Annotated in this window: 23 protein-coding genes and 2 riboswitches; of the genes, 12 read left to right on the top strand and 11 right to left on the bottom strand. The window is 59.5% G+C overall.

Going from position 1 to position 23,553, the window contains the following annotated elements:
- Positions 1–2 precede the first annotated feature (2 nt).
- Both glmS and KU43P_RS26830 read left to right on the top strand, forming a co-directional pair.
- Positions 3–1,838: a glutamine--fructose-6-phosphate transaminase (isomerizing) gene (gene glmS / locus KU43P_RS26835; protein ID WP_317660479.1), complete on the top strand. Its 1,836-nt coding sequence runs from the start codon at positions 3–5 to the stop codon at positions 1,836–1,838.
- Positions 1,839–1,989: 151 nt separating this feature from the next.
- A complete protein-coding gene (locus KU43P_RS26830) occupies positions 1,990–2,238 on the top strand; it encodes a hypothetical protein (RefSeq protein ID WP_317660478.1) in 249 nt (82 codons plus the stop codon).
- A 59-nt stretch (positions 2,239–2,297) separates the two neighbouring features.
- On the opposite strand, the gene KU43P_RS26825 is transcribed toward KU43P_RS26830, so the two are convergent.
- A complete protein-coding gene (locus KU43P_RS26825) occupies positions 2,298–3,212 on the bottom strand; it encodes a LysR family transcriptional regulator (RefSeq protein WP_317660477.1) in 915 nt (304 codons plus the stop codon).
- Positions 3,213–3,379: 167 nt separating this feature from the next.
- Here KU43P_RS26825 and KU43P_RS26820 point away from each other — a divergent pair, with 167 nt between their 5' ends.
- The 4 genes from KU43P_RS26820 (at position 3,380) to KU43P_RS26805 (ending at position 7,267) form a co-directional block, all read left to right on the top strand.
- Complete coding sequence (locus tag KU43P_RS26820) at positions 3,380–4,051, top strand: epoxyqueuosine reductase QueH (protein ID WP_317660476.1); 672 nt, start codon at positions 3,380–3,382, stop codon at positions 4,049–4,051.
- Between the two features lie 575 nt (positions 4,052–4,626).
- The gene (locus tag KU43P_RS26815; protein ID WP_317660475.1) at positions 4,627–5,610 is read left to right on the top strand and encodes a DUF1852 domain-containing protein; all 984 of its coding nucleotides are present in this window, start codon (positions 4,627–4,629) and stop codon (positions 5,608–5,610) included.
- 27 nt (positions 5,611–5,637) lie between these two features.
- Positions 5,638–6,666: a methionine synthase gene (locus KU43P_RS26810; protein WP_317660474.1), complete on the top strand. Its 1,029-nt coding sequence runs from the start codon at positions 5,638–5,640 to the stop codon at positions 6,664–6,666.
- Positions 6,667–6,757: 91 nt separating this feature from the next.
- A complete protein-coding gene (locus KU43P_RS26805) occupies positions 6,758–7,267 on the top strand; it encodes a flavin reductase family protein (RefSeq protein WP_317660473.1) in 510 nt (169 codons plus the stop codon).
- Between the two features lie 73 nt (positions 7,268–7,340).
- On the opposite strand, the gene KU43P_RS26800 is transcribed toward KU43P_RS26805, so the two are convergent.
- Both KU43P_RS26800 and KU43P_RS26795 read right to left on the bottom strand, forming a co-directional pair.
- Positions 7,341–8,102 (bottom strand): CbtA family protein, encoded by a 762-nt coding sequence (locus KU43P_RS26800; RefSeq protein WP_317660472.1) that lies wholly within the window; start codon positions 8,100–8,102, stop codon positions 7,341–7,343.
- 14 nt (positions 8,103–8,116) lie between these two features.
- Positions 8,117–8,335 carry a CbtB domain-containing protein gene (locus KU43P_RS26795; RefSeq protein ID WP_317660471.1) on the bottom strand — a complete coding sequence of 73 codons (219 nt, stop codon included), beginning with the start codon at positions 8,333–8,335 and terminating at the stop codon, positions 8,117–8,119.
- Positions 8,336–8,370: 35 nt separating this feature from the next.
- Positions 8,371–8,498, bottom strand: a riboswitch (cobalamin riboswitch).
- Between the two features lie 11 nt (positions 8,499–8,509).
- On the opposite strand from KU43P_RS26795, the gene KU43P_RS26790 reads away from it, so the two are divergent.
- Entirely contained in the window at positions 8,510–9,058 is a 549-nt protein-coding gene (locus KU43P_RS26790) for a histidine phosphatase family protein (protein WP_317660470.1), read from the top strand.
- A gap of 51 nt (positions 9,059–9,109) precedes the next feature.
- On the opposite strand, the gene KU43P_RS26785 is transcribed toward KU43P_RS26790, so the two are convergent.
- From KU43P_RS26785 to nikA, 8 genes are all read right to left on the bottom strand, one after another.
- Positions 9,110–10,456 carry an OprD family porin gene (locus tag KU43P_RS26785; protein ID WP_317660469.1) on the bottom strand — a complete coding sequence of 449 codons (1,347 nt, stop codon included), beginning with the start codon at positions 10,454–10,456 and terminating at the stop codon, positions 9,110–9,112.
- Positions 10,453–10,893, bottom strand: a complete 441-nt coding sequence (locus KU43P_RS26780; RefSeq protein WP_317660468.1) for a pseudoazurin — start codon at positions 10,891–10,893, stop codon at positions 10,453–10,455. Before KU43P_RS26780 ends, KU43P_RS26785 begins: the two co-directional genes overlap by 4 nt.
- Before the next feature lie 125 nt (positions 10,894–11,018).
- Entirely contained in the window at positions 11,019–12,029 is a 1,011-nt protein-coding gene (locus tag KU43P_RS26775) for an ABC transporter substrate-binding protein (RefSeq protein ID WP_317660467.1), read from the bottom strand.
- A 119-nt stretch (positions 12,030–12,148) separates the two neighbouring features.
- Positions 12,149–12,345, bottom strand: a riboswitch (cobalamin riboswitch).
- 75 nt (positions 12,346–12,420) lie between these two features.
- Entirely contained in the window at positions 12,421–13,236 is an 816-nt protein-coding gene (nikE, locus tag KU43P_RS26770) for a nickel import ATP-binding protein NikE (protein ID WP_317660466.1), read from the bottom strand.
- On the bottom strand, positions 13,233–14,003 hold the full coding sequence (nikD, locus tag KU43P_RS26765; protein WP_317660465.1) for a nickel import ATP-binding protein NikD: 771 nt from the start codon (positions 14,001–14,003) through the stop codon (positions 13,233–13,235). Before nikD ends, nikE begins: the two co-directional genes overlap by 4 nt.
- Complete coding sequence (nikC, locus tag KU43P_RS26760) at positions 14,004–14,849, bottom strand: nickel ABC transporter permease subunit NikC (RefSeq protein ID WP_317660464.1); 846 nt, start codon at positions 14,847–14,849, stop codon at positions 14,004–14,006.
- Positions 14,846–15,787 carry a nickel ABC transporter permease subunit NikB gene (gene nikB / locus KU43P_RS26755; protein ID WP_317660463.1) on the bottom strand — a complete coding sequence of 314 codons (942 nt, stop codon included), beginning with the start codon at positions 15,785–15,787 and terminating at the stop codon, positions 14,846–14,848. The genes nikC and nikB overlap by 4 nt, the downstream gene beginning before the upstream one ends.
- Position 15,788: 1 nt before the next feature.
- Positions 15,789–17,363 carry a nickel ABC transporter substrate-binding protein gene (nikA, locus tag KU43P_RS26750; protein ID WP_317660462.1) on the bottom strand — a complete coding sequence of 525 codons (1,575 nt, stop codon included), beginning with the start codon at positions 17,361–17,363 and terminating at the stop codon, positions 15,789–15,791.
- A gap of 87 nt (positions 17,364–17,450) precedes the next feature.
- Here nikA and nikR point away from each other — a divergent pair, with 87 nt between their 5' ends.
- From nikR to KU43P_RS26725, 5 genes are all read left to right on the top strand, one after another.
- Positions 17,451–17,876: a nickel-responsive transcriptional regulator NikR gene (gene nikR, locus KU43P_RS26745; protein ID WP_317660461.1), complete on the top strand. Its 426-nt coding sequence runs from the start codon at positions 17,451–17,453 to the stop codon at positions 17,874–17,876.
- 726 nt (positions 17,877–18,602) lie between these two features.
- Positions 18,603–19,172 (top strand): TetR/AcrR family transcriptional regulator, encoded by a 570-nt coding sequence (locus KU43P_RS26740; protein ID WP_317660460.1) that lies wholly within the window; start codon positions 18,603–18,605, stop codon positions 19,170–19,172.
- Positions 19,173–19,464: 292 nt separating this feature from the next.
- Positions 19,465–21,084 (top strand): BCCT family transporter, encoded by a 1,620-nt coding sequence (locus KU43P_RS26735; protein WP_317660459.1) that lies wholly within the window; start codon positions 19,465–19,467, stop codon positions 21,082–21,084.
- 130 nt (positions 21,085–21,214) lie between these two features.
- Positions 21,215–22,333: an aromatic ring-hydroxylating oxygenase subunit alpha gene (locus KU43P_RS26730; RefSeq protein WP_317660458.1), complete on the top strand. Its 1,119-nt coding sequence runs from the start codon at positions 21,215–21,217 to the stop codon at positions 22,331–22,333.
- A gap of 123 nt (positions 22,334–22,456) precedes the next feature.
- Positions 22,457–23,416, top strand: coding sequence for a PDR/VanB family oxidoreductase (locus tag KU43P_RS26725; RefSeq protein ID WP_317660457.1), 960 nt, complete (start codon positions 22,457–22,459; stop codon positions 23,414–23,416).
- Positions 23,417–23,553 lie beyond the last annotated feature (137 nt).

The following is a 23,553-nucleotide window of genomic DNA, read 5'->3' as shown; positions in this document are numbered from 1 at the left end:
CCATGTGTGGAATCGTTGGTGCGGTAGCCGAGCGCAATATCACCGCCATCCTCATCGAAGGCCTCAAGCGTCTTGAATACCGTGGCTATGACAGCGCAGGCCTGGCTGTCTATACCCAGCAAGGCGAGCTGCAGCGTCTGCGCCGCATCGGCAAGGTTGCGGAGCTTGAAGCTGCCAATTCCGCTCAGCCTCTGATCGGTCAGCTGGGCATCGCCCACACCCGTTGGGCCACCCATGGAGCACCAACCGAAGGCAATGCCCACCCGCATTTCTCCGGCAACGAAGTGGCGGTGGTGCATAACGGCATCATCGAAAACCACGAAGAGCTGCGTGAGGAGCTCAAGGGCCTGGGTTACGTGTTCGCTTCGCAAACCGACACCGAGGTCATCGTTCACCTGATCCACCACACCCTCAAGACCATCCCGGACCTGGCCGACGCGCTCAAGGCCGCGATCAAGCGCCTGCACGGCGCTTATGGCCTGGCGCTGATCAGCGTGAAACAACCTGATCGCCTGGTTGCTGCGCGCAGTGGCAGCCCGCTGGTGATTGGTCTGGGTCATGGCGAGAACTTCCTGGCATCCGACCAGTTGGCCCTGCGCCAGGTCACTGACCGCTTCATGTACCTGGAGGAGGGCGATATCGCCGAGATTCGCCGCGACCAGGTGACGATCTGGGACCAGGCCGGCAATGCCGTCCAGCGCGAAACAGTGCAGTACCACGAAGGCGCCGAAGCCGCCGACAAGGGCGCCTATCGCCACTTCATGCTCAAGGAAATCCATGAGCAGCCTGCTGTTGTCCAGCGCACCTTGGAAGGTCGCCTGGGCAATGACCACGTGCTGGTCCAGGCCTTCGGTCCACAGGCTGCCGAGCTGTTCGCCAAGGTACGCAACGTGCAGATCGTCGCCTGCGGCACCAGCTACCACGCCGGCATGGTCGCCCGTTACTGGCTGGAAAGCCTGGCGGGCATTCCTTGCCAGGTCGAAGTGGCCAGCGAATTCCGCTACCGCAAGGTGGTGGTACAGCCTGATACCCTGTTCGTGTCGATCTCCCAGTCCGGCGAAACCGCCGACACCCTGGCCGCCCTGCGCAATGCCAAGGAACTGGGCTTTCTCGGCAGCCTGGCGATCTGCAACGTCGGCATCAGCTCGCTGGTCCGGGAATCCGACCTCACCCTGCTGACCCTGGCCGGCCCAGAGATCGGCGTGGCCTCGACCAAGGCGTTCACCACCCAGCTGGTCTCGCTGATGCTGCTGACCCTGGCCCTGGGCCAAGTGCGTGGCACCCTCGAAGCAGGTGTGGAAGCAGAGCTGGTCGATGAACTGCGTCGCCTGCCGGCTCGCTTGGGTGAGGCGCTGGCGATGGACGCCACCGTCGAGAAGATCGCCGAGCTGTTCGCCGACAAGCACCACACCCTGTTCCTCGGCCGTGGTGCCCAGTACCCGGTGGCGATGGAAGGTGCGCTCAAGCTCAAGGAAATCTCGTATATCCACGCCGAAGCCTACCCGGCCGGTGAGCTCAAGCACGGCCCGTTGGCGCTGGTGGATAACGACATGCCGGTGGTCACCGTGGCGCCGAATAACGAGCTGCTGGAGAAGCTCAAGTCGAACCTGCAGGAAGTGCGCGCACGCGGCGGTCAGCTGGTGGTGTTTGCCGACGAGCAGGCCGGCATGAGCAACGGCGAAGGCACCCACGTGGTCAAGGTGCCGCATATCTCCGATGCCCTGGCTCCGATTCTCTACACCATTCCGCTGCAGCTGCTGTCGTACTACGTCGCCGTGCTCAAAGGAACTGACGTCGACCAGCCACGTAACCTGGCCAAGTCGGTGACTGTGGAGTAAGTCCAGTCATTGGTGCGCGATTTCTGTGGTCGTAGATATTAAAGTCGGTCTCTGAATATTAAAGTCGGTCTCGCTTGGAGCCCCTGAGGGTTCCAAGCGACGGTCCTTCTCTCCTGCCTCACTGGCGCCTTGAAAATCTTGGGTGCTCACCTTGCTGATCACCATCCAACCGCACGAGTCTCTCCGCTCCTTCATCGAAAGGCACTTTTACCTGGTTCCTCGATCACCCCATGACGGTGAGCGGTGGGAGATACACCTGTGTGAGGGCTGCTTTTTCCAAGCTGTTGCTGGCCTCAAGCAAGAGCGGCGTATTCAAGGGCTTTTCGACGAGAGCGGTGGTATGCCGGATGAAGATTTCGGCTTGATAACGAAAGATGATTTCTTCAATGACAGGGGATGATGCTGTGTAACCACAGCATGCCCAATTCATTGCCGTCTGTCTTCTTGAAACATAAGCCCCTAAACCGCATTGACGCCCTCTAAGGTAGTAAACGAAGTATCCTTTGCTGTGAGAAGGAAGTCGGTGACATACGGGGCTTCTAGCATATCGCTGCGAATCGCCGCGAACAGTTTGGCCTGAAGGCCTTTTTCCCCTAGCCGCTTGGCTGTCACGTAGCCTCGCGAGCTGTATTCATGCACGGCCCAGTTTGGCAGGCAGCATACGCCACGACCGCTGGCCACCAGTTGCATCATCATTACGGTCAGTTCGGAAGTACGTACCTGAGCAGGTTCGATCTCGGCCGGATCAAGGAACTTAGTGAAGATATCAAGGCGATCTCGCTCGATCGGATAAGTTATCAAGGTCTCGCCAGCGATGTCTTGAGGTACTAGATACGGTTTCTCGCACAAGGCGTGATGGTTATCGACGGCCAGCATTGCCTCGTATCCGAAAAGTGGTACGTAGGTGATTCCTGGCAGATTCACAGGGTCGGAGGTCACCACCAGATCAAGGTCCCCACGCTCCAGCGCCGGCAAGGGTGCGAATGCAAACCCCGACGCCAGGTCCAGCTCAACCTCCGGCCAAGCGCCGCGGAATTCGTCCACCGACGGCATCAGCCACTGGTAGCAGCTGTGGCATTCGATCGCGATGTGCAGCCGACCGGCGCTGCCACTGGCGAGTTTGCCCAGGTCGCGCTCCGTGGTTCGAATCATCGGCAGCACTTGCTCGGCCAGGTGCAGCAACTTAAGACCGGCGCTGGTGAAGCGCACAGGCTTCGATTTACGCACAAACAGCGGCATGCCGATGCGGTCCTCCAGCTCTCGGAACTGATGCGACAACGCCGACTGTGTCAGGCACAGGCGCTCGGCAGCTTCGTGCAAGCTGTCCGTTTCGCGCAGGGCATGAATGGTGCGTAAGTGCCTCAAATCGATCATGAGAAAAACTACATTTGGTCGCAAAAAAAATGAGTTTGTCTCATGGCCTGCTGATCCGTGACAATCCCCCTTACTGAATTTTCTGTAACGGGACAGCGCACCTTGGCACTGAAACTCAACCTCGAAAACTCGTGCATCGGTCACGCCCGAATTGGCGAGGAGCGGCTGTGAGCATCATCGATCGACCAAAACTGAATCTGCCTGATGGCGCCGATCGGCTCCTGCTGCATTCGTGCTGCGCGCCTTGTTCTGGCGAGGTCATGGAAGCCATCACGGCTTCTGGAATCGACTACACCATTTTCTTCTACAACCCCAACATCCATCCCGAGCGGGAGTACCTGCTGCGCAAGGAGGAGAACATCCGCTTCGCCGAACAGCACAACGTCCCCTTCGTCGACGCTGACTATGACACTGACAACTGGTTCGCCCGCGCCAAAGGGATGGAACAGGCGCCTGAGCGTGGTGAGCGCTGCACGATGTGCTTCGACATGCGCTTCGAACGCACAGCCCTGTACGCCTACGAGCATGGGTTTTCAGTGATCAGCAGCTCGCTGGGTATCTCTCGCTGGAAGGACATGCAGCAGATCAACGGGTGTGGTCATCGCTCTGCGGCCAAGTACCCCGGAATCAGCTATTGGGACTACAACTGGCGCAAGGCAGGCGGTGCGGCGCGTATGGTCGAGATCAGCAAGCGTGAGCGCTTCTATCAGCAGGAGTACTGTGGTTGTATCTACTCGCTGCGAGATACCAACCACCACCGCAAGGCTCAAGGCAGAGACATCATCCGTATTGGCGTGAAGTACTACGGCGATGAAGAGGATGAACAAAGCAACGCCTGAGCCCAGGTTGTACCGTCAAGAATATTCTGAGTAGTCGAGATGGATTTGCCACCCGATCAGCCGCCGGAAATCATTCAGCAGGTTAAAAGCTCCCGCTACAGCATTGCTCGGCGATATGGGCGAGTGACCATCGAGGGTCATACCTACGTGTATGAGCGCAACACGGACACACTGATGCGCCAGGACGTGTACCTCCAGCGCAAACAGAGCGCTGGCGATCTTCCCCCTCGCTGATCTGAGCATTTGACGATCGGTTTTCATCGCTGTCGTTGCTCTACGCGCCAAGTGGCCGTGGCAACGATGCCCACTGATTTGCAGGCGCTGAACGAAAGACGTTTCGTCTGCGTACTTGTGGTCATCCCTCAGCGGTCCCCCTCGCGGTTATCAGATTTTTTCGCCAGATGTGGCCTACAGCATGAATGTGACTAAAGTTTTTTTGAGATCAATTCATTAGCCACCGCTCAGTACCACCTTTAAAATGCCTATCAATTAAAGATAGTGCAAAGCTAATTAGCAGTCAGCTAGTAATCTTAGGTGCACTGAAACTTATCACGAACTTAGGGTGTCAGGCCGATATGAGCAATGAGTTTGCATTTGCCATCAAAAGCATTTGTTTCGATGAGAACTATCAGCCGTCGGACAATACGCGTATCACTACCAATTTCGCCAATCTGGCGCGGGGCAACAGTCGCCAAGAGAACCTGCGCAATACGTTGAAGATGATCGATAATCGCTTCAACGCTTTGGCGCACTGGGATAACCCAAAGGGCGACCGATACGCTGTCGAGCTTGAAATCATTTCCGTTGAGATGAATGTCGATGGCGAGCGCAATTCGCACGCTCTTCCATTGATTGAAATTCTGAAAACGACAGTCGTTGATCGTCAGACCAACGAACGTATCGATGGCATGGTGGGTAATAATTTCTCGTCTTACGTGCGAGATTACGACTTTAGCGTGTTGCTGCTGGGCCACAACAAGGATCAGCCAAAATTCAGCACGCCGGATGACTTCGGGGTCCTGCATGGCAAGCTGTTCAAGGCCTTCGTGAGCTCCAGCGCCTATCAGCAGCACTTCAAGAAGGCGCCCGTGATCTGCCTGAGCGTTTCCAGCAGCAAGACCTACCATCGGACTGAGAATCAGCATCCGGTTCTGGGCGTTGAATACCTGCAGGATGAGTATTCACTGACCGATGAGTATTTCCAGAAGATGGGTTTGAAGGTTCGTTACTTCATGCCGCCAAACAGCGTTGCGCCATTGGCGTTCTACTTCGCAGGCGACCTGCTCGGTGATTACACTAACCTGGAGTTGATCAGCACGATCAGCACCATGGACACCTTCCAGAAGATTTACCGGCCTGAAATCTACAATGCCAACTCGGCAGCCGGAAAGTCCTACCAACCCAGCTTGCAGCATCAGGATTATTCGCTGACTCGTATCGTCTACGACCGGGAAGAACGTGGCCGGCTGGCTATTGAGCAAGGAAAGTTTGCTGAAGAACAGTTCATCAAGCCCTATCAAGCAGTGCTTGAAGAGTGGTCCGCCGGCTACGCTGCCTGAATAATCTAAAGTACAAGGTCTTCCATTATGAAAAAGTTGTTGCCCACTTCAACCGCTGGCAGCCTGCCTAAACCTTCTTGGCTCGCACAACCTGAGACGCTTTGGTCACCTTGGAAATTGGAAGGTGATGAACTGGTTGAGGGCAAACAAGACGCTTTGCGCTTGTCGCTGCATGAGCAGCAACTGGCTGGCATTGATATCGTCAGTGATGGTGAACAAACCCGTCAGCACTTCGTGACCACCTTCATTGAACACCTCGACGGCGTCGATTTCGAGAAGCGCGAGACCGTCCGGATTCGTGATCGCTACGATGCCAGCGTGCCTACTGTCGTGGGTGCCGTTGCGCGCCGCCAGCCGGTATTCGTGGAAGACGCAAAGTTCCTGCGTCAGCAAACCTCGCAACCCATTAAATGGGCGCTGCCAGGCCCCATGACCATGATCGATACGCTGTATGACGCGCACTACAAAAGCCGCGAAAAGCTGGCCTGGGAATTTGCCAAGATTCTCAACGAGGAAGCTCGCGAGCTTGAGGCTGCCGGTGTAGACATCATTCAGTTCGACGAACCCGCGTTCAACGTGTTCTTCGACGAAGTGAACGAGTGGGGTGTCGCCACCCTGGAGCGGGCCATCGAAGGTCTCAAGTGCGAAACTGCCGTGCACATCTGCTACGGCTACGGCATCAAAGCCAACACCGACTGGAAAAAGACTCTGGGGTCGGAATGGCGCCAATATGAAGAGGCTTTCCCCAAGCTGCAGAAGTCCAGCATCGACATCGTCTCGCTGGAGTGCCACAACTCACACGTGCCGATGGACCTGATCGAGCTCATCCGCGGCAAGAAAGTGATGGTGGGTGCTATCGATGTGGCCAACCATGCCATTGAAACGCCCGAAGAAGTGGCCAACACCCTGCGTAAGGCCCTTCAGTTCGTCGACGCCGACAAGCTTTTGCCTTGCACCAACTGCGGCATGGCGCCTTTGCCTCGTCGAGTGGCGCGGGGCAAGCTTCAGGCGCTGAGCGCCGGTGCTGAAATCGTACGAAAAGAGCTCTCGAACTAGTACTGAGCCGAAATCGGAAGTGGTTTGCCAGGATGGTTACCGCAGGTCTTCCTCAACACTTCCGACCGGCATCCAATACTCAGGACCTACCATGTCAGTTCCCAGTACAGCTATCGAGCCGTCGCGCTTTCGCCAAGCGCTCGGGCACTACGCCTCCGGTATCACGGTGATCACATCGCACACGGATGACGAGCCGATTGGCTTTACCTGCCAGTCGTTCTACAGCGTGTCGATGAGCCCGCCGCTGGTGTCGTTCAGCGTAATGGCCAGTTCGGCCAGCTATCCTAAGATACGCCAGGCCGGTCGGTTCGCGGTCAACATCTTGTCAGGTGAGCAGGTCGGGATTTCCAATCAGTTCGCTCGGCGAGGTACGGACAAGTGGCACGGTGTCGAATGGCAGGAGTCGCCACTGGGCAATCCGATCATCGCCGGGAGCCTGCACTGGTTTGACTGCGAAATTCATGCTGAGCATGTCGCGGGCGATCACCTGATTGTGATCGGCGAAGTAAAGGCGTTAAACCTGCAAGAAGCTGCTGCAACGCAGCCATTGCTGTACTTCAAAGGGCAATATTGCAACCTTGCTGAACATAGCTTGGTTTGAGTTTGGACCCTGAATAAAAAAGACGCCTGGTGGTTACGCCAGGCGTCTTTCGTTTATCCCAAGGAGCTACCCATCAGGACTGCAATCTGGCGTTATGTCGGTTGCGAGGCGCCAGGACAGGCCCTTGGGCGAGCCAACCGAACACGAGACCCAGGACTGCCCACAGCACCACGTGGATGCCGAGCGAGGCGATACGGAAATTCCACAGCAACGAGGCGGAGAACTCTTTTGGTACCTCGTTGATGGCCGGGAACAGCTTGCCGGCTACCGCCATGATCACCACGTACAGCACGATGGCCGCTACCGCTGCGGCCCAGCCGCCGTGCCGAGCCAGCAGTTTACGGAACAGGTTGACTGCCACCACCAGCGCGGCGATCGATACGACCATCATCAGGAAGAACAGTTTGGTACGTTGGCCGATGGTCTCGGGATCACCCACGGACGGCGGGTTGGCCGGGTACTTGAGTCCTGGCACCAGGATGACGCTGATGAATGCCAGCACCGCGAGGATCGCAGCCAAGCCACGGGGACCGACCTTCAGGCTGCCCATGCGCCCCATGGCGAAGGCGAACACCAAGGCAAAGATGCCGCCGATGGACACGCTGTAGATCACGACGCCGGTGAACAGGCCGACAGTGCTCTGCACTTCACAGCTGACCAGTTCCTCTTCTTCGTCAGCGGCGCCGTCACCGTGGTCATGGCTGTGCGCCAGGGTTTCCTCGAAAGCGATGGCCTGGTCTACAGAAGGCTCGCCGAACACTTTGGCGAAACCAAAGGCGAGGATGCCCGCCAACAGCCCGGCAAGCATGCCGCGCAGCAGGAGATTGCCTGTCATGTCACATTCCTCGGTCAGTGGCAGGGGAAGCCCAGCAGGTGGCGGCCGTCATGCACGAACTCATGGACATAGGCACCCGAGATCAGCGCCGTGGCACCTTGTTCAGCACCGACGAAGTAGATGGCCAGCAGCAGAAGCAAGCCAGCGAAGATCGCCCAAGGGAGGATTTCGCTCAGTGGGAGCGAAGGCAGCGACAGGTCGCTGTCAGGGGAAGTGGCAACGGTGGTGGACATGCGAAGCTCCTGGAGAATGACGCGTTCGGTCAGGATGTTGTGATTGTTGACGACATTGGGGTCTGGCTCTCGAAGTCGATTACAGTGGCGCGACCGCACCGGGTTTTCACCGGCTTCCCAATTCGTAACAAAATGATACACCTTGTCGAGATTTCCGCTCATGAAGGTTCGACCATGAAGGCCATATCCCTCACGCTGATCAGCCATGCAGCGACCGAAGCGCAGCGGTTGGGTCGGTTCCATGCCGAGGCTGATGGCGTGTTGGCGGCAGCAATTGAGCCCCTGGCCTTGGCCAAGGACACAAGCGTTCTGAGGGGCCCAGAATTGCGCGCCACTCAGACGGCAAGCCTGTTGGGGTCGCAAGCGACCGTCGAGCCCGCACTGCGCGACTGTGATGTCGGCCGCTGGGAAGGCCTCTCGTTGAAAGTGCTGCAGCGAGAGGAACCGGATCTTTTGCAGGCCTGGTTGAGCGATCCTGAGTCCGCCCCCCACGGCGGCGAGTCGGTTGCCGACGTCTGCCGGCGGGTGGCCGGTTGGCTGGATGGCTTCAATGAGCCAGGGCATTGGCTTGCGGTGACCCACCCGATGATTGTCCGGGCGGCGATGATGCACGTGCTGCAGAGTCCCTTGGCCGCGTTTCATCGCATCGATGTGCAACCGCTGGCGCAGTTGCACCTGAGCCATTACGGCATGTGGCGAGTCAAACTGACTGCCTCTGGGTGAGTGGTGGGCGGTTCGCATTGCGAGCCACCCACCTCGCGACCGCTGGGTAAGTTAGAAGCCACCCGTCAACGGATACTCCACTGCAAAGCGGATCTGGTCGCCATCCAACTCTGCTTGAGCGGTATCGCCGCGGTGGACGTTGTGTCGCAGTGAGAAGGTCGTTCCCTTGGCCTTGCCGCTCTGCACTACGTAGCGAGCCTCCAGATCACGTTCCCAGTGCTTACCGTCCTTCCCGTAGCCCAGGTATGCGTATCCACCATTGGGGTCGACATGCGTACCGTCGATATCGAAGCCGCGTACATACAGCGCTGTCAGGTTCAGGCCGGGAACCCCATAGGCACCCATGTTCAGGTCATAGCGCGCCTGCCATGACTTCTCGTTGGGGGCGTTGAAGTCGGACATCTGCACGGCGTTGGCGATGAAAATCGCACCACGGGTCACGTAATCGAAGGGTGTATTGCCATCCACCTGCTGCCATCCAAGGCTGAATGCGTGGGGGCCTTGGGCATAGCGGCCCACCAGGCTCCAGGTGGTATTGTCGATACGACCGGACAGCGCCTTGCCGGTGTCCGTGGTGCGGTAGAGGTTGAGGTCCAGGCTCAGACTGCGGCGGTCGTCGAGGGCATGGGTGATGGTGCTGCCCAGGTAGCTCTGGTTCCAACTGTCCTCATAGCGCGAGGTGTACAGGCTGCCGCTGAAAGCGGCACCAGGGTTCCAGACTATGCCGGCCAGATCGAAAGTGTTGCCTTGTCGGCCATTGGAGTAGTTCACCACGAAGCCCTGGTCGTGGCTCGATGCATTGCGGTCGGTGCTTTCGTTGAAGTGACCGGCTACGAATTTGAGGGTGTCGATCTCGCTGCTGGTGAGGAAGAAGCCGGTGGCGGTCTCGGGCAGCAGGCGGCTGTCGGAAGAACTGAACACCGGGGTCTTCACACGCTGCTCGCCATAGGACAGTACTGTGTTGGACACTCGCATCTTGATTGCGGCACCGCCACGGCTGTACTCATTCTTTGGATGCCCCTCGTTGTCGACACCCAGGAGTCGGGCCTTGCCGGCACGGCCACCACCGCTGTCGAGTTGCACACCGAGGTAGGCGTGGGCATCGACACCAACACCAATTAGGCCTTGAGTGAAGCCCGACGAGAAAGTCCCCATCAAGCCGTAGGCCCATTCTTCGGCCAGGCCGTTACGCTCACTGCGCGGTTTGTACGCGTTACGGGCACCGCTATTGCGTGCTCCGTGCTTGTAGTCGCGCTGGTCATAAACGGTTCGGTTGAGGATGCTCCAGCTGCTGTCCTCGATGAAGCCATTGGACTGTGACTGGGCCGAATCTGCGAAGGCCAAAGGGCTTACGCTGAGCAGCGGAAACACCCAGACAGCGTGATTAACGCGGCTCATTGGCTGGCCTCAAGCTTTTCCAGTTGCGCGGTGAAACGTGCTTTTGCACGGGCTGGGAGGTTGTCGGGCAGCAGCGGCTTTTCTGCACCCGAATCACCCACCTGGATCAGCATGACCATGCCCATCGCCAAGTGGGGAATGCACTGGATGCCGTAGAGACCGGGTACGCTGAAGGTCTGCTCGAACGGTTGGCTGAGCTTGCTTTTGAACGGCTCGGCTTTGGCGGGGAGCAGAGCGGGAATGCTGGCTGCGTTGTGGCTGCTCTGGGTCGGCACGAAGCGAACGGTATCGCCCGGGGCGATACGCAGGTGATCAGGCTCGTAGACCATGGCGCCATCGGCCCCACGGTTGAGCATCTTGACTTCGTGGACTTCGGCGAATACCGCCGGTGCGGCAATAACGCTGGCGAGCAGCAGTGCAAGAGAACGCATGAACATGGAGATATTCCAGAAATCTGTGCAGCCACAACACCTCTGTGCGTGGCTCATCGTGTTCAGCCTGAAAGCCCGATCGAGGTTGTTGACTCGATCAGGCACGGGTAGATCAGGCTATCGGGGGGACTTTATTGAGGCGCTTTACCGGTCGCGAAAGCGGTAGAAAGCGTTTCAAGCCCACGGAACAGTCGGATGCCCGCCTGCATGGCGTCGGCATCGAGGATGATGATGCGCCCCTGTTTCACGGCTTCCATGTGCTTGGTCACAGGGTCGTTGCGCAGGAACTCCAGCTTCTTCTGGTAATCATCGGCAGGGAAACGACGTCGGTCCATGCGGGCGATGATGATCCAAGTCGGATTGGCCTTGGCCAGCGTTTCCCAGCCTACAGTCGGCCACTCCTCGTTGGACTCGACGACGTTGCGTACACCGAGGGTCTGTAGCATGAAGTCAGCTACACCCTGGCGGCCGGCGACGTAGGGGTCGATATCGAGGTCGGCGCTGGAGAACCAGAACAGCGCGGAAGTCTTCGACAAGTCCTTGCCAGCGAGTTGCTGCTTGGAACGATCCAGGCGACCTTTGAGGTCTGCATTCAGCGCAGCACCTTGGTCCTGTGCGTCAAAGATTTCAGCCAGCTGGCTCACGCTCTTGTAGATGGTGTCGATGCGGAACGGCTGGATGCGGGTGCCGTCGGCACCGACCAAGTTGTCCTTGCCTTCACAGTCCGATGGCAGCAGATAAGTCGGGATCTTCAACTCATTGAACTGTTCACGGGTACCCACCACGCCTTGGGGCCCTACCATCCACTCGAATTGCACAGTCACCAGCTGCGGGCGCTTGTTGACCACTGCCTCGAAACTTGGATCGTTGTCGGCGAGACGCTCGACCTTGTCGTTCTGTGCCTTGAACTCGGGCAGCACGTTGTTGAACCACAGCGAAGTGCCCGCAACCTTACTGCCCAGACCCAGGGCGTAGAGCATTTCGGTACCGGCCTGACCGATCGTGACGGCGCGCTCCGGAGTCTGTGCAAAGGTCTGCGGCACACCACAGTTGTCGATCGTCAGTGGGTAGTGAGTAGCGGCAGCCTGGGCGAGCCCGGACAGGCTCAATGCAGCGAACAGGACGGCGAAGCGGGGCAACATGGGCGATCTCCTATCGAACGGTGCGCAGGATAGACGCACGGACAGGCATCGCCTTGCCTCGTGCATGCACGAGACAGCACCCTATTCAGGGTAAGGATGTCCATCCCGGACACCCCGCCGGTTGGTTATTGTTTGCCGGCAGGTCTCCTGACTGGTGCGTCATGGCCTAACTCCAACCTTCCCGGATCGTGTCCAGTGGCGTGCAGGAGTAGGCTCGGCACCTACAGTTGCGGGGGCAGTTCCGTTTGGCTCACAAGGGGTGAGCCACGAATTCCCTATTAATTCCGAGGTGGAAACCGGCGGGCGGCATGGTAGACCATCAGACTAAGGTAGGGGAAGTTGCTAGCGTGCAAGGCCCTGGCCGCGTAGGTTGTCTCAGTCTTCGATCCCGCTAAGCGAGTGACCTGCTGACCTGAGCGTTGGTCTTGATCGGGCGCTCAGGCAGCACGGCGGCCTGCAGCTGTTGGCCTATGGGGTGGTCGAATGACAGGTCACCGTCCACTACACGGTCCTCGACGATGCGCCCTGCGTCGAGCACCACAACCCGCTGGCAGAAGTAACGCACCAGGCTGAGGTCATGGGTGATCAGCAGGAAGGCAGTGCCCTTGTCGCGACGCAGTGCGTCGAGGCGCTGGAGCAGCTGTAGTTGCAGTACTCGGTCCAGGTTCGACAGCGCTTCATCGAGTACCACCAGCTTTGGTGAGATCGCCAGCGCCCGGGCGATGTTGGCCCGTTGTAATTGGCCACCGCTGAGTTGCTGCGGCAGGCGTTCGGCATGCTCGGCGCGCAGTCCCATCTGCTCCAACAACTCAACGGCCCGCGTGCGGCGGGCCGCCTCATCCAGATCGCTCAGGTGACGCAACGGTTCGGCAATGCTCCAGCCGATGCTGCGCTGCGGGTTGAAGGCGCCGGGCGCGTCCTGGAACACCAGCTGCACATTGCGCTGGAAGGCCCGCGCCGGTTCGCCGCGCAGTTGGCTGACGGCTTCTCCTGCGAAGGTGACCTGCCCCTGGCTCGGTGTTTCCAGCCCGAGCAACAGGCGAGCGAGGGTGCTTTTGCCGCTGCCGCTGCTGCCCAGCAAGCCGATTGATTGGCCGGCTTGTAGCTCTAGGTTTATGCCGTCGAGGACTTGCAACCAGCCACGTTTGTGCACCAGTCCGCCCGTGCGGTAGCGGTGGCTCAGTTGGTGGACGTGCAGCAGGCTCATGGTTGGCTCCCGCAGAGGATTTGGTGGGCTTCAAGCAGCGTACGCGCGGTGTCACTGGCAGGGCTGGCAAACAGTGCTTGCACGGGCTGACGCTCGACGATGTGGCCAGCGTCCATTACCGTTACCTGATCGGCGCAGCGCGCCACCACGCCCATATCATGGGTCACCAGCAACACGCCGAGTCCGTGCCGTTCGACCAGATCCATCAGCACGTCGAGAAAGCGCGCCTGGCTCACGGCGTCGAGGTCGCTAGTGGGCTCGTCCGCCAGTAGAAACGGTGTCTCGGCCATTAGCGCCAGGGCGATCATCATGCGCTGCAGCATGCCGCCGCTGAGCTGAAAGGCGAACGACTGCAACACGCGGGTGTGATCGGCGAGACCCACGGCGGCTAGGCAGTGGACCATCCGCTCACGGGCGGCGGCACCGGTAGTGCCGCGCTGGCGAAGAGTCTCCAGCCCATGGCTGGCCATGTTGCGTACCGGGTTGAACGCACTGCGTGGGTTTTGCAGCACCAAGCTGGCCAGGCGGCCCCGCACCTGGGCAGCGCTCAAGGGTTGGCCATCAAGGAGCAACTGACCCTTTGTGCGAACAAGGCCGGCCGGCAACAGGTCGAGCATGCCCAGGCAGCTCAGGGACTTGCCCGAACCACTGGCTCCGACCAGGGCGCAGACTTCACCGCGATGAAGTTGTAGGTCGACACCCTGCACCAGCGTGCCAGCCTGTGTTTCGATGTGCAGGTCACGGACTTCCAAGGTGGATGGGGTCATCTAGTGGTGCTCCCGGGTCGGGTCGAGGCGATCGCGCAGGGCATCGCCCAGCAGGTTGAAGGCCATCACCGAGAAGAAGATCATCAGGCCCGGCAACAGCAGCAGTTGCGGATGGGTCCAGATGAATTCCTTGGCATCGTTGATCATCACGCCCCATTCGGCGGTCGGCGGTGTCACCCCCAGGCCAAGGAAGGACAGGCCCGAGACGTGCAGCATCATGTGGCCTATATCCATGGTTGCGAGCACCAGCAGAGGGCCGGCGATGTTCGGCAGCACGTGCTGACGTAGACGAGCCCAGCGCGAGGCACCGGCCAGGCGAGAGGCCAGCACGTATTCGCGACCACGCTGGGCAATCACCATGCCGCGCACCATACGTGCATACCAGGCCCAATGAGACAAGGCGATGGCGATGATCACGTTGGTCAGTCCAGTGCCCAGCAGGGTGACGAAGAAGAACGCCAACACCAAGGTCGGGAAGGTCATGAACATGTCGCACAGGCGCATCAGCAGCAGGTCGGTACGTCCACCGATGAAGCCCGCGAGGCCACCCACGGCCAGCCCGAGGGCGAGTACCAGCGCTAAGGTCAGCATCACGCTGCCCAGCGACAGACGGGTGCCGACGATCAGGCGTGACAGCAGGTCGCGGCCTAAGTGATCGGTACCCAGCCAGTGGCTGGCGTCGGGCGGCAGTAGGCGCTGGCCGAGATCGACCAAGTCGGGGTCGTGCGGTGCAAGCCACTGGCCGAAAACTGCCAGCACAACCAGCAGGCCAACCAAGACCAGACCGAGGACCATGCCGGTGGAGCTGGCCAGTGCCGGTCGACGAATATTTGAAAGAACGCTCATGCGCTTGCTCCCTCCAGACGGCTACGCGGGTCGAGCCAGGCGTAGCACACGTCCACCACCAGGTTGCAGACCATCAGCAGACCGGTGAGCAGCAGGGTGAAACACTGCATCACCGGGAAGTCGCGGTTGAGCACCGCCGAGACGGCAAAGCGCCCCACGCCGGGCCAGGCGAAGATGGTCTCGATCACCAGTGCACCACCGATCAGTTCGCCCACGTGCATGCCGGTGGCTGTGACGAACGGCAGCCAGGCGTTGCGCAGGACGTGGTCACGCCACACCTGGCGCTCGGGCAGGCCGCGGGCGCGAGCGTAGGTGACATGGCGTTGGCCGCTGGCTTCGAGCAGGCTGGCGCGTAGCAGGCGGGCGTTGATCGACATCGACATCAGCGCAATGGCCAGCACCGGCATCACCAGGTGCCCGGCCGTGCCTCGGCCCAGCGGTGGCAGCCAGCCCAGCCACAGCGAGAACAGCGCGATCAGCAGGAACGCCAGCCAGAAATTGGGCATCGACACGCCCAGAAAGGTGACTGCCCGTACGGCATGGTCGGGCCAGCGGCCTTGCCAGCGGGCGGCCATGAGCCCAAGCGGGATCGACAGCAAAAGCGTGCAGGCCAGGGCCAGGCCGCCCAGTTGCAAGGTGGCCGGCAGGTAATACAGCAGGTCGTCCAGCACCGGGCGACCGGTCAGATACGAGATGCCGAAGTCCAGGTGCAGCGCCTTCCACAGCCAGGTCAGATACTGCGCATACAAGGGGCGATCCAGGCCAAGAGCGTGGCGGACTTCGGCGATGGCCGCATCGGTCGGCGGGATGTGCGATAGGCGTAGGTAATCCAGCGCAGGATCGGTGCTGCCCAGGTGCAGCAGCACGAATACCAGCAGCGACACGCCGAACATCACCGGAACAAGCAACACCAGGCGCAGCAGAATGTAGCGCAACATGTCATTGTTCCTGCTTCGGCGTCATGGCCTCGAACGGTACATCGAACAACGTGCTGCCGAACTCGACGTGACCTACCGAATCACGGCGCACGCTGATGGCGGTGAGGTGCGAGATCGGCAGGTAAACCGCCTGTTCGTGCAAGGTGGTCAGGATAAAGCGGTACTGTTCGGCTCGCTGCTGCTCATCGGTGCTGGCCAGCACCTGGCCTATTCGCTGATCGAGCTCATCCTTGATCGCAAGGCCGCGCTGGGCCATGTAGTCGGCGTGGCCGGCATAGCGCATGGAGCTGACGAACGAGTGGGGATCGTAGGGCGCTCCCCAGGTGTCCGCGAAGATCATGCCGAAATCACCGTCGCGCTGCCGGCGCACCAAGGCCCCTTCCTCTACGGCGCGCAGTTCGATGTGGATGCCGACCTTGGCCAGCTCGCCTTGGAGCACTTCGGCCAGGCTTTTCTGCAGGGCACTGGTGCCGAGGAATACCAGTTCGATCGACAGCGGCTCGCCGCCCTTGCTGCGCACACTGGCGCCGGGGGCGAGCGTCCAGCCCGAGGACTCCAGCGCTTGCTTTGCCTGAGCGGGATCATACGGATAGGGTTTCAGGCCGATGTCGGCGTATGGCATGTTACTGGCGAACAGCGTGTCGGCCCGTGGTTCCAGTCCGTAGAGTATCTTGTCGATGATCGCCTGCTTGTCCACCGCCTCGTTGATCGCCTGGCGCACCGCCAGGTCGCGGGTGGCGCCACGGCCGGTGTTCATGGCCAAGGTGCGCGTGGCCAGTGGTGCTGACAGAGCAGTGGCGTAGCCTTGGTCGCGTAGGCGCACGAAGGTGCCGGCAGTGATCTCCCCGGCGGCGCCCTGGATCAGTTCGACCTCTCCAGCCTGCAAGGCTAAAGCACGGCTGTTGGGATCGGGAATGACCTTCACCATGACTTCGCCGTAGGCTGGCTTCGGCCCCCAGTATTGCGGGTTGCGCACGAAGCGGTCGAATTCGCCCAGGCGTGACTCGGCGCGCATCCATGGTCCGGTACCGACGGGCTGACCAGGCTTGGCAGCGGGGGCGCCGAAGCGCAGCGGGCGAACTTGGGCCAGCTCCATGAGGGTCGGGTAATAAGGGTGTTTGAGCACCAGGCGCAAGGTAAGGCGATCGGGGGCCTCGACATGGTCGAGGGTGGTGACCAGCTCCATCCAGCGGTGGCGTTGGCTGTTGGCCAGGACTGCATCCAGGTTGGCTTTGGCCGCTGAGGCGTCGAACGGCGTACCGTCGCTGAAGCGAACCCCGTCACGTAGGGTGAAGGTGTAAGTCCTGCCGTCATCGGAGACTTTCCAGCTTGTAGCCAGCCACGGCTCCACGGTGCCTGCATGGGTGTAGCGCACTAGAGGCTCATACACCATGGCCTGCGCATACATCTGATTCGGCGAATATCCGCGGGGGTCGAGGGGACCGGCGTTAACGGGCCAGGAATACACCAGTGTCGGCCCTGGCGTCGTGGTGTCAGCGGCCTGCGCGAAGGCGCTCGCCGCGAATAGAAGGATGCCCCACAGGGCGGACTTTCGTTTGCCAGGCTGCTGCTTCACACTGCGTCCCCCACTTCAATGGAGGCCGTAGGCTAAAGAGCGGTGGGTATGATGTCTATGTAAAATCATCTTACTGGAAGTTACAAAATGCAACGGATCACCATCACGCTGGACGAAGAGCTGCTGGATCTCATCGATCGGCGGGTGGAAACGCAGGGCTATCAGGGGCGCTCGGAGGCAATTCGCGATTTGCTGCGCGGCGGCATACGCGAGGCCGAGGCCTTGCCCGAAGATGCCCCGTGCGTGGCGGTGGTCAGCTACCTGTATGACCACAACACGCGTGAGCTGCCCAAGCGTCTGAACCAGACCTTACATGCCCACCATGACCTAACCCGCTCGACGCTGCACGTGCATCTCGATGCGGGTCATTGCCTAGAAGTCTCGGTGCTCCAGGGCCCAAGTGGGCCCGTCTGTGAGCTGTCTCGTCAGTTGATGGTAGAGCGAGGTGTCGAGCATGGGCAGGTGCAAGTGATCCCGGCGCCAGTGCAGCACCGGCATGCCGTCGACGAATAATTGAAATAGTGCTTCCAAGCGTTTTCAGGTCGACAGTCATCCCTCGTAGGTTTGATAACCACAGGTCAACTGGCGGCGCCAGCCGTTCAAGCTACCAAATGTACCTGGAAGCCCCGTCATTTCTGGCTGCGACAGTTTTAATTCCATAGGATCTCCGTCTGGGCCCGCGTTTTAGGCAGTCGCGACAGTTTTGCGTTTCCTCCGCATTAGGCTGCAGACCGCGAAATTCGGGAGGCTCTGCGACAGCTTTAATTCTCTAATTCCAATTTCACGACTTTCAAGATTTAAAACTGTCGGCAAAGACTGTCGCAGAATGAGGAGCCCCCCGGCTCTACCCGTTCTGCGACAGTTTTGCTTTCCATGTTCGGAGGGTTGAGGTAGGTTTCCTACCAATGGTAGGCCATCAAAAGTCATTTCTACCTCCCCGCGTAGGAAGCAAGATGCGCAATTGCCATGTCCCTCAATCCTTTTCGTCTGCGTACCGGTATGTGCACGTACTGTCCGCCTCGTGCGCCTGAATCAGATCAGGGCCTTTTGCCCAACAGAGTGATTTCAAGCGATTACGGAAAATACGAAAATGCAAAGCTGGAAACGCAGGCTGACCTATGGGGCGTTCTGTGTGCGATGCCTTCGTGCTGAGGTGCTCTACAACTGGGCGTTTGACCACATATTCGGACTGCCGCTGTCGGTGCAGTGATTGACCAAGGAGAGTGAATGGCTAGTCGGATGTCCAAGGCTGATCGCCGTGATCAGTTACTGGCGATCGCAGAGGGCATCGTCAGGGATCAAGGCACTGATGCCCTGACGCTTATCACGCTCGCCCAACAGGCGGGCGTGAGCAAGCCGGTGACGTATGAGCACTTTTCCACGCGTGAAGGGCTGTTGGTCGAGCTTTACCAGCAGTACGACAAGCGATTCGTCGCCGGCCTGCGAGGCAGCCTTGGGGAAAAGGCACTGTCGTTGCACGAAACCGCGCATGTTGTGGCAAACGCATTCATCGAATGTGCCTGCAATTGCGGCCCTGTCTATGAGCGGGTGATTGCGGCGTTGGCCGCCTATCCGGAATACAGCGACCTCAAAATCCGTATACGGCATTTCATGGTGGATGCATTCCTGGAGATATTCACCGCCCATGTGAACGATCAGGGCATGCCCGCTCGGCTCATGTTCGCAGCGATGTACGGTGCAATGGAGGAGCTGGCACAAGGCGTGATACATCAAGAGTTCGACAGGCAGGAAGCTGTCGCATGCAGCACCCGACTGCTGGAGTTTTCCATGGCGCCCCAGCCAGGGTGAAGGCGGGAGCAGCCGGCGCACATTGATGTTTGCCGGCCATATCAGCGTGACTTCGCGGCTTTTGCATTCAGATAGCTGCAACATACCCCTCAAGCCCCACCTTATTCCTCTCTCTTTCTCGCACATCCTTGGCATACCAAGGATGAAAGGCTCTTGCGAAACCCCAAAATTGTCAGCAGACTGTTAACCACGGGATTGCAGTTAACCAATGGTTACGAAGTAAAGGAAAGCGTCGTCGTCCCGAGCCTGCGTTGGATGTGACAAAAAAACAAAAACGTCCTGGAGTCGTCTGATGTTCTACCTCAACAAAAAGGTTGATGTGTTCCTCATCACCATGAGCCTTGTCGCCGTGCTGCTGACAGTGGTCGGCCTGGCCGCCTTCCCCGAGCAAGCCGGCGTTGCTGCCAATCAACTCTTTGAATGGGCCACACGATCCTTCGGCACGGCCGTGCAGCTGATCATCTTCGGCAGCACCCTTGCGGTGCTCCTGGTGGCTTTCAGCAAGTACGGCAATATCCGCCTGGGTTCGGGCAAGCCCGAATACTCCACCACCACCTGGGTGTTCATGTTCATCTGCGCGGGTATGGGGTCTTCCACCCTGTACTGGGGCGTGATGGAGTGGGCTTACTACTACCAGACCCCCGGCCTGAACATTGCCCCGCAATCGCGCGAGGCACTTGAGTACAGCGTCGGCTATTCATTCTTCCACTGGGGCATCAGCGCCTGGTCGATCTACGCCCTGGCGTCGCTGGCCATGGCCTATCACTTCCATGCGCGTAAAAAGAGTGGACTGAATCTGGCGTCGATTGTCGAGGCCGTCACCGGGCTCAAGGCTACCGGGCCTGTGGGCCGGATCGTGGACTTGATCTTCCTGTTGACCATGATGGGCGCGCTCACCGTTTCCCTGGCGCTTACCGCTTCGACATTGACCCGTGGCCTGTCGGGCCTGGTTGGTACACCCGACACCTTCACCGTCCAGGTGATGCTGATCGGCGTGATTGCAGTGCTGTTCTCGCTGAGCTCCTATATCGGCATCGATGGCGGCCTGCAGAAGCTCAGCAAGATCGTCTGCTACGGTGCGCTAGTCTTCGCCGCGGTGGTGCTGCTGGTCGGCCCGACCCAGTTCACCATCAACAACACGGCCAATGGCATTGGCCTGATGATCCAGAACTACGTGCACATGAGCCTGTTCACTGACCCCGCTGGCGAGGGCGAATTCACCCGCAACTGGACGGTGTTCTATTGGCTCTGGTGGATTTCCTACGCACCAGGTGTGGCGATGTTCGTGACGCGCGTGTCGCGCGGCCGGCAGATCAAGGAAGTGGTGCTGGCGCTGATTCTGGGCGGCAGCGTGGGTTGCTGGTTCTTCTTCGGTGCGCTGGAAAGCTACAGCATGCATCAGTTCATCACCGGCGCGATCGACGTGCCTCGGATCCTCACCGAACACGGCGGCGAAAGTGCTGTTGAAGCGGTGATCTTGGGCCTGCCCTGGGGCAAGGTGTTCCTGGCGGTGTACCTGTTCATCATGGCAGTGTTCTGTGCTTCGCACATGGACGCTGCCGCCTACGCCGTGGCCGCAACCAGTACCCGCAACCTCCAGGAAGGCGAAGACCCGTCGCCCACCCACCGCCTGTTCTGGTGCGTGACCCTGACCCTGGTCCCACTGGCCATGCTGTTCGCCAAGGCCTCGCTGTCGACCATGAAGACGGCAGTGGTGCTGACGGCCATCCCGTTCACCGTGATCCTGCTGATCAAGGTGTATGGCTTCTTCAAATGGATGTTGGCGGATTACGGTTCGGTGCCGGCCCACCTCATCGAGGAAGAGGCTGCAGCCATGGCGCAGGACGAGCGCCCTGCGACCCTGGGCGAAGTGGCCAAGCCAGCCGCAACTGCGGCGGCATTGGCTCAGTGATTTTGCCTGCGCGGTGTCGCCTACCCCTCGGTTGATGCCGCGGCAGGTTTTTTTTGCCTGCAATGTTAACTGTCGGGTGACTGTTAACTAAAGATTACAAGATGCGCAATGCGCAGCCTGGAGATTACAGATGACCAAGTTCCAACGCCTGCCAGCTGATTTCTGCAGCGATCACGAAAAGGCGTTCACCATTCCGGCCACGTTCTACACCAGCGGGGATGTGTTCGAGCACGAGAAAGAGCAGATCTTCGCCAAGAGCTGGATCTGCGTCGGCCATCGCAGCGAAGTGGCCCAGAACAACGACTACATCACCCGTGAAGTGATCGGCGAGAGCATCATCGTCATCCGTGGGCGTGACAGCGTGCTGCGCGCCTTCTACAACGTGTGCCCGCATCGTGGCCACCAGCTGCTCGAGGGCAGCGGTAAGGCCAAGAATGTCATCGCCTGCCCGTACCATGCCTGGACCTTCAAGCTCGATGGCGACCTGACCCATGTGCGCAACTGCGACCAGGTCGAAGCGTTCGACAAGGGTGATTTCAGCCTCGTCCAGCTACGCGTGGAAGAGTACGCAGGCTTCATCTTCATCAATATGGACAATGAAGCAGGCCCGGTGGAAGACCAGCTGCCCGGTCTGCAGAAGAGCATGCGCGAGGCTTGCACCGTCATCGACGACCTGCAATTGGCTGCGCGTTTCGTAAGCCATACGCCTGCGAACTGGAAGTCGATCGTCGACAACTACCTGGAGTGCTACCACTGCGGCCCAGCGCACCCAAGCTTTGCCGATTCGGTAGACGTCGGCCAGTACGGGCACACGCTGCATGGCAACTGGACCCTGCAGTACGGCATCGCCAAGTCGTCCGAGCAATCGTTCAAGGTCGACGAGTCAGTCAAGGATCCGTCCTTCGCAGGCTACTGGGCCTGGCCGTGCACGATGTTCAACGTGCCGCCGGGAGCCAACTTCATGACCGTCATCTATGAATTCCCGGTCGATGCAGAAACCACGCTGCAGCACTACGACATCTACTTCCTGAACAAGGAAATCACGCCGGAGCAGCAAGTGCTGATCGACTGGTATCGCGAAGTGTTCCGCCCTGAAGACCTGCGGTTGGTCGAGAGCGTGCAGAAGGGGCTCAAGTCGCGGGGTTACCGTGGCCAAGGCCGCATCATGGTCGACAAGGAACGCTCCGGCATCAGTGAGCACGGTATCGCTCACTTCCACAATCTCATCGCGGTTGCTCATTTGGACTAAGCATGAGCCCCCGGCCGTAAAAGCCGGGGCAATCCATTCCTGTCGTTTATTCCGGACCCCACGATCCGAAGAAGTAGTGCCAGGGCGGCGGGGCCGCCGCCCTGCGCGGAGTTGAGGTGCAAGATGGCCAGTGCTTACGAGATGTTTAGTGTGCGAGTGACCGAAGTTGAACAGGCGACTGCGCAAATCAAGCGTTTCACGCTTGCGCGTGCCGATGGTCAACCCATGCCGGCCTTCACGGGGGGTAGCCACGTGATCGTGAAGATGGCGGAAGGCCTCAGCAACGCGTATTCCTTGATGAGTGATCCCAGGGACCTGTCCCGGTACCAGATCGGGGTACGTTTGGAGGAGCAATCCAAGGGTGGCTCTGCCTTCATGCATGAGAAGGTCGAGGTCGGCACCGAGCTCACCATCTCGACGCCGAACAACCTGTTCGGCCTCGACACCGCTGCCGGCAAGCATGTGATGATCGCCGGCGGAATCGGGATCACACCTTTCCTGTCGCAACTTCACGAGTTGGAAGGGGGTGATGTTCCCTACGAACTTCATTATGCGTTTCGCAGCCCCGATCATGGTGCGTTCCAAGGGCAATTGGTCGACGGCCCGCATGCCGGAAATATCAGCTTGTACGTCGACAGCCTTGGACGTCGCCTTGACCTCCCGGCGTTGTATGCAGGGCTGAGCGATGATGCGCACGTTTATGTGTGCGGCCCGAAGCCCTTGATCGACGCGGTCGTCGAAGGCGCCAAGGCTGCTGGCATCGCCGACGCCCGGGTGCATTTCGAGCAGTTCGCCGCCGCTCCGGCTGCCGGCGGTGCATTTACCCTTGTACTCGGGAGGTCCGGTCGGGAGCTTCAGGTCGAGGAGGGCATGACTATCATCCAGGCCATTGAGAACGTCAAAGCCGCCCAGGTGGAATGCCTTTGCCGTGAAGGCGTTTGCGGTACCTGTGAGACTCGCATCCTCGAAGGCGAAGCCGAGCACGTTGACCAATACCTTTCCGATGAAGAAAAAGCCTCCCAGCAAACCATGATGATCTGCGTCTCCCGCGCACGTGGCTCAAGGTTGGTCATCGACCTCTGAACGCCCGTCGCTTCAAGCGTTAGCGCATCCATGATGCGCGCCGCCGTTCTCCGAGCCTTGCCAAGGGCTTGCCGCTCTCGTCTGTAATCCATGGGTTTACAGATGTGTATACTGGCAGCCAAGCCCTTCTCGGACCG

This window comes from Pseudomonas sp. KU43P (assembly GCF_033095865.1).
In the GTDB taxonomy this organism is placed as follows: Bacteria; Pseudomonadota; Gammaproteobacteria; order Pseudomonadales; family Pseudomonadaceae; genus Aquipseudomonas.
Note: the sequence above shows the minus strand (reverse complement) of the source record. Positions and strands in the feature narration are given on the sequence as shown.

Excerpts from the sequence above, each read along its gene's own strand:
- glmS (WP_317660479.1), top strand. The coding sequence starts at position 3 with ATGTGTGGAATCGTTGGTGCGGTAGCCGAGCGCAATATCACCGCCATC.
- KU43P_RS26825 (WP_317660477.1), bottom strand. The coding sequence starts at position 3,212 with ATGATCGATTTGAGGCACTTACGCACCATTCATGCCCTGCGCGAAACG.
- KU43P_RS26815 (WP_317660475.1), top strand. The coding sequence starts at position 4,627 with ATGAGCAATGAGTTTGCATTTGCCATCAAAAGCATTTGTTTCGATGAG.
- KU43P_RS26810 (WP_317660474.1), top strand. The coding sequence starts at position 5,638 with ATGAAAAAGTTGTTGCCCACTTCAACCGCTGGCAGCCTGCCTAAACCT.
- KU43P_RS26805 (WP_317660473.1), top strand. The coding sequence starts at position 6,758 with ATGTCAGTTCCCAGTACAGCTATCGAGCCGTCGCGCTTTCGCCAAGCG.
- KU43P_RS26800 (WP_317660472.1), bottom strand. The coding sequence starts at position 8,102 with ATGACAGGCAATCTCCTGCTGCGCGGCATGCTTGCCGGGCTGTTGGCG.
- KU43P_RS26795 (WP_317660471.1), bottom strand. The coding sequence starts at position 8,335 with ATGTCCACCACCGTTGCCACTTCCCCTGACAGCGACCTGTCGCTGCCT.
- KU43P_RS26790 (WP_317660470.1), top strand. The coding sequence starts at position 8,510 with ATGAAGGCCATATCCCTCACGCTGATCAGCCATGCAGCGACCGAAGCG.
- KU43P_RS26785 (WP_317660469.1), bottom strand. The coding sequence starts at position 10,456 with ATGAGCCGCGTTAATCACGCTGTCTGGGTGTTTCCGCTGCTCAGCGTA.
- KU43P_RS26780 (WP_317660468.1), bottom strand. The coding sequence starts at position 10,893 with ATGTTCATGCGTTCTCTTGCACTGCTGCTCGCCAGCGTTATTGCCGCA.
- KU43P_RS26775 (WP_317660467.1), bottom strand. The coding sequence starts at position 12,029 with ATGTTGCCCCGCTTCGCCGTCCTGTTCGCTGCATTGAGCCTGTCCGGG.
- nikE (WP_317660466.1), bottom strand. The coding sequence starts at position 13,236 with ATGAGCCTGCTGCACGTCCACCAACTGAGCCACCGCTACCGCACGGGC.
- nikD (WP_317660465.1), bottom strand. The coding sequence starts at position 14,003 with ATGACCCCATCCACCTTGGAAGTCCGTGACCTGCACATCGAAACACAG.
- nikC (WP_317660464.1), bottom strand. The coding sequence starts at position 14,849 with ATGAGCGTTCTTTCAAATATTCGTCGACCGGCACTGGCCAGCTCCACC.
- nikB (WP_317660463.1), bottom strand. The coding sequence starts at position 15,787 with ATGTTGCGCTACATTCTGCTGCGCCTGGTGTTGCTTGTTCCGGTGATG.
- nikR (WP_317660461.1), top strand. The coding sequence starts at position 17,451 with ATGCAACGGATCACCATCACGCTGGACGAAGAGCTGCTGGATCTCATC.
- KU43P_RS26740 (WP_317660460.1), top strand. The coding sequence starts at position 18,603 with ATGTCCAAGGCTGATCGCCGTGATCAGTTACTGGCGATCGCAGAGGGC.
- KU43P_RS26735 (WP_317660459.1), top strand. The coding sequence starts at position 19,465 with ATGTTCTACCTCAACAAAAAGGTTGATGTGTTCCTCATCACCATGAGC.
- KU43P_RS26730 (WP_317660458.1), top strand. The coding sequence starts at position 21,215 with ATGACCAAGTTCCAACGCCTGCCAGCTGATTTCTGCAGCGATCACGAA.
- KU43P_RS26725 (WP_317660457.1), top strand. The coding sequence starts at position 22,457 with ATGGCCAGTGCTTACGAGATGTTTAGTGTGCGAGTGACCGAAGTTGAA.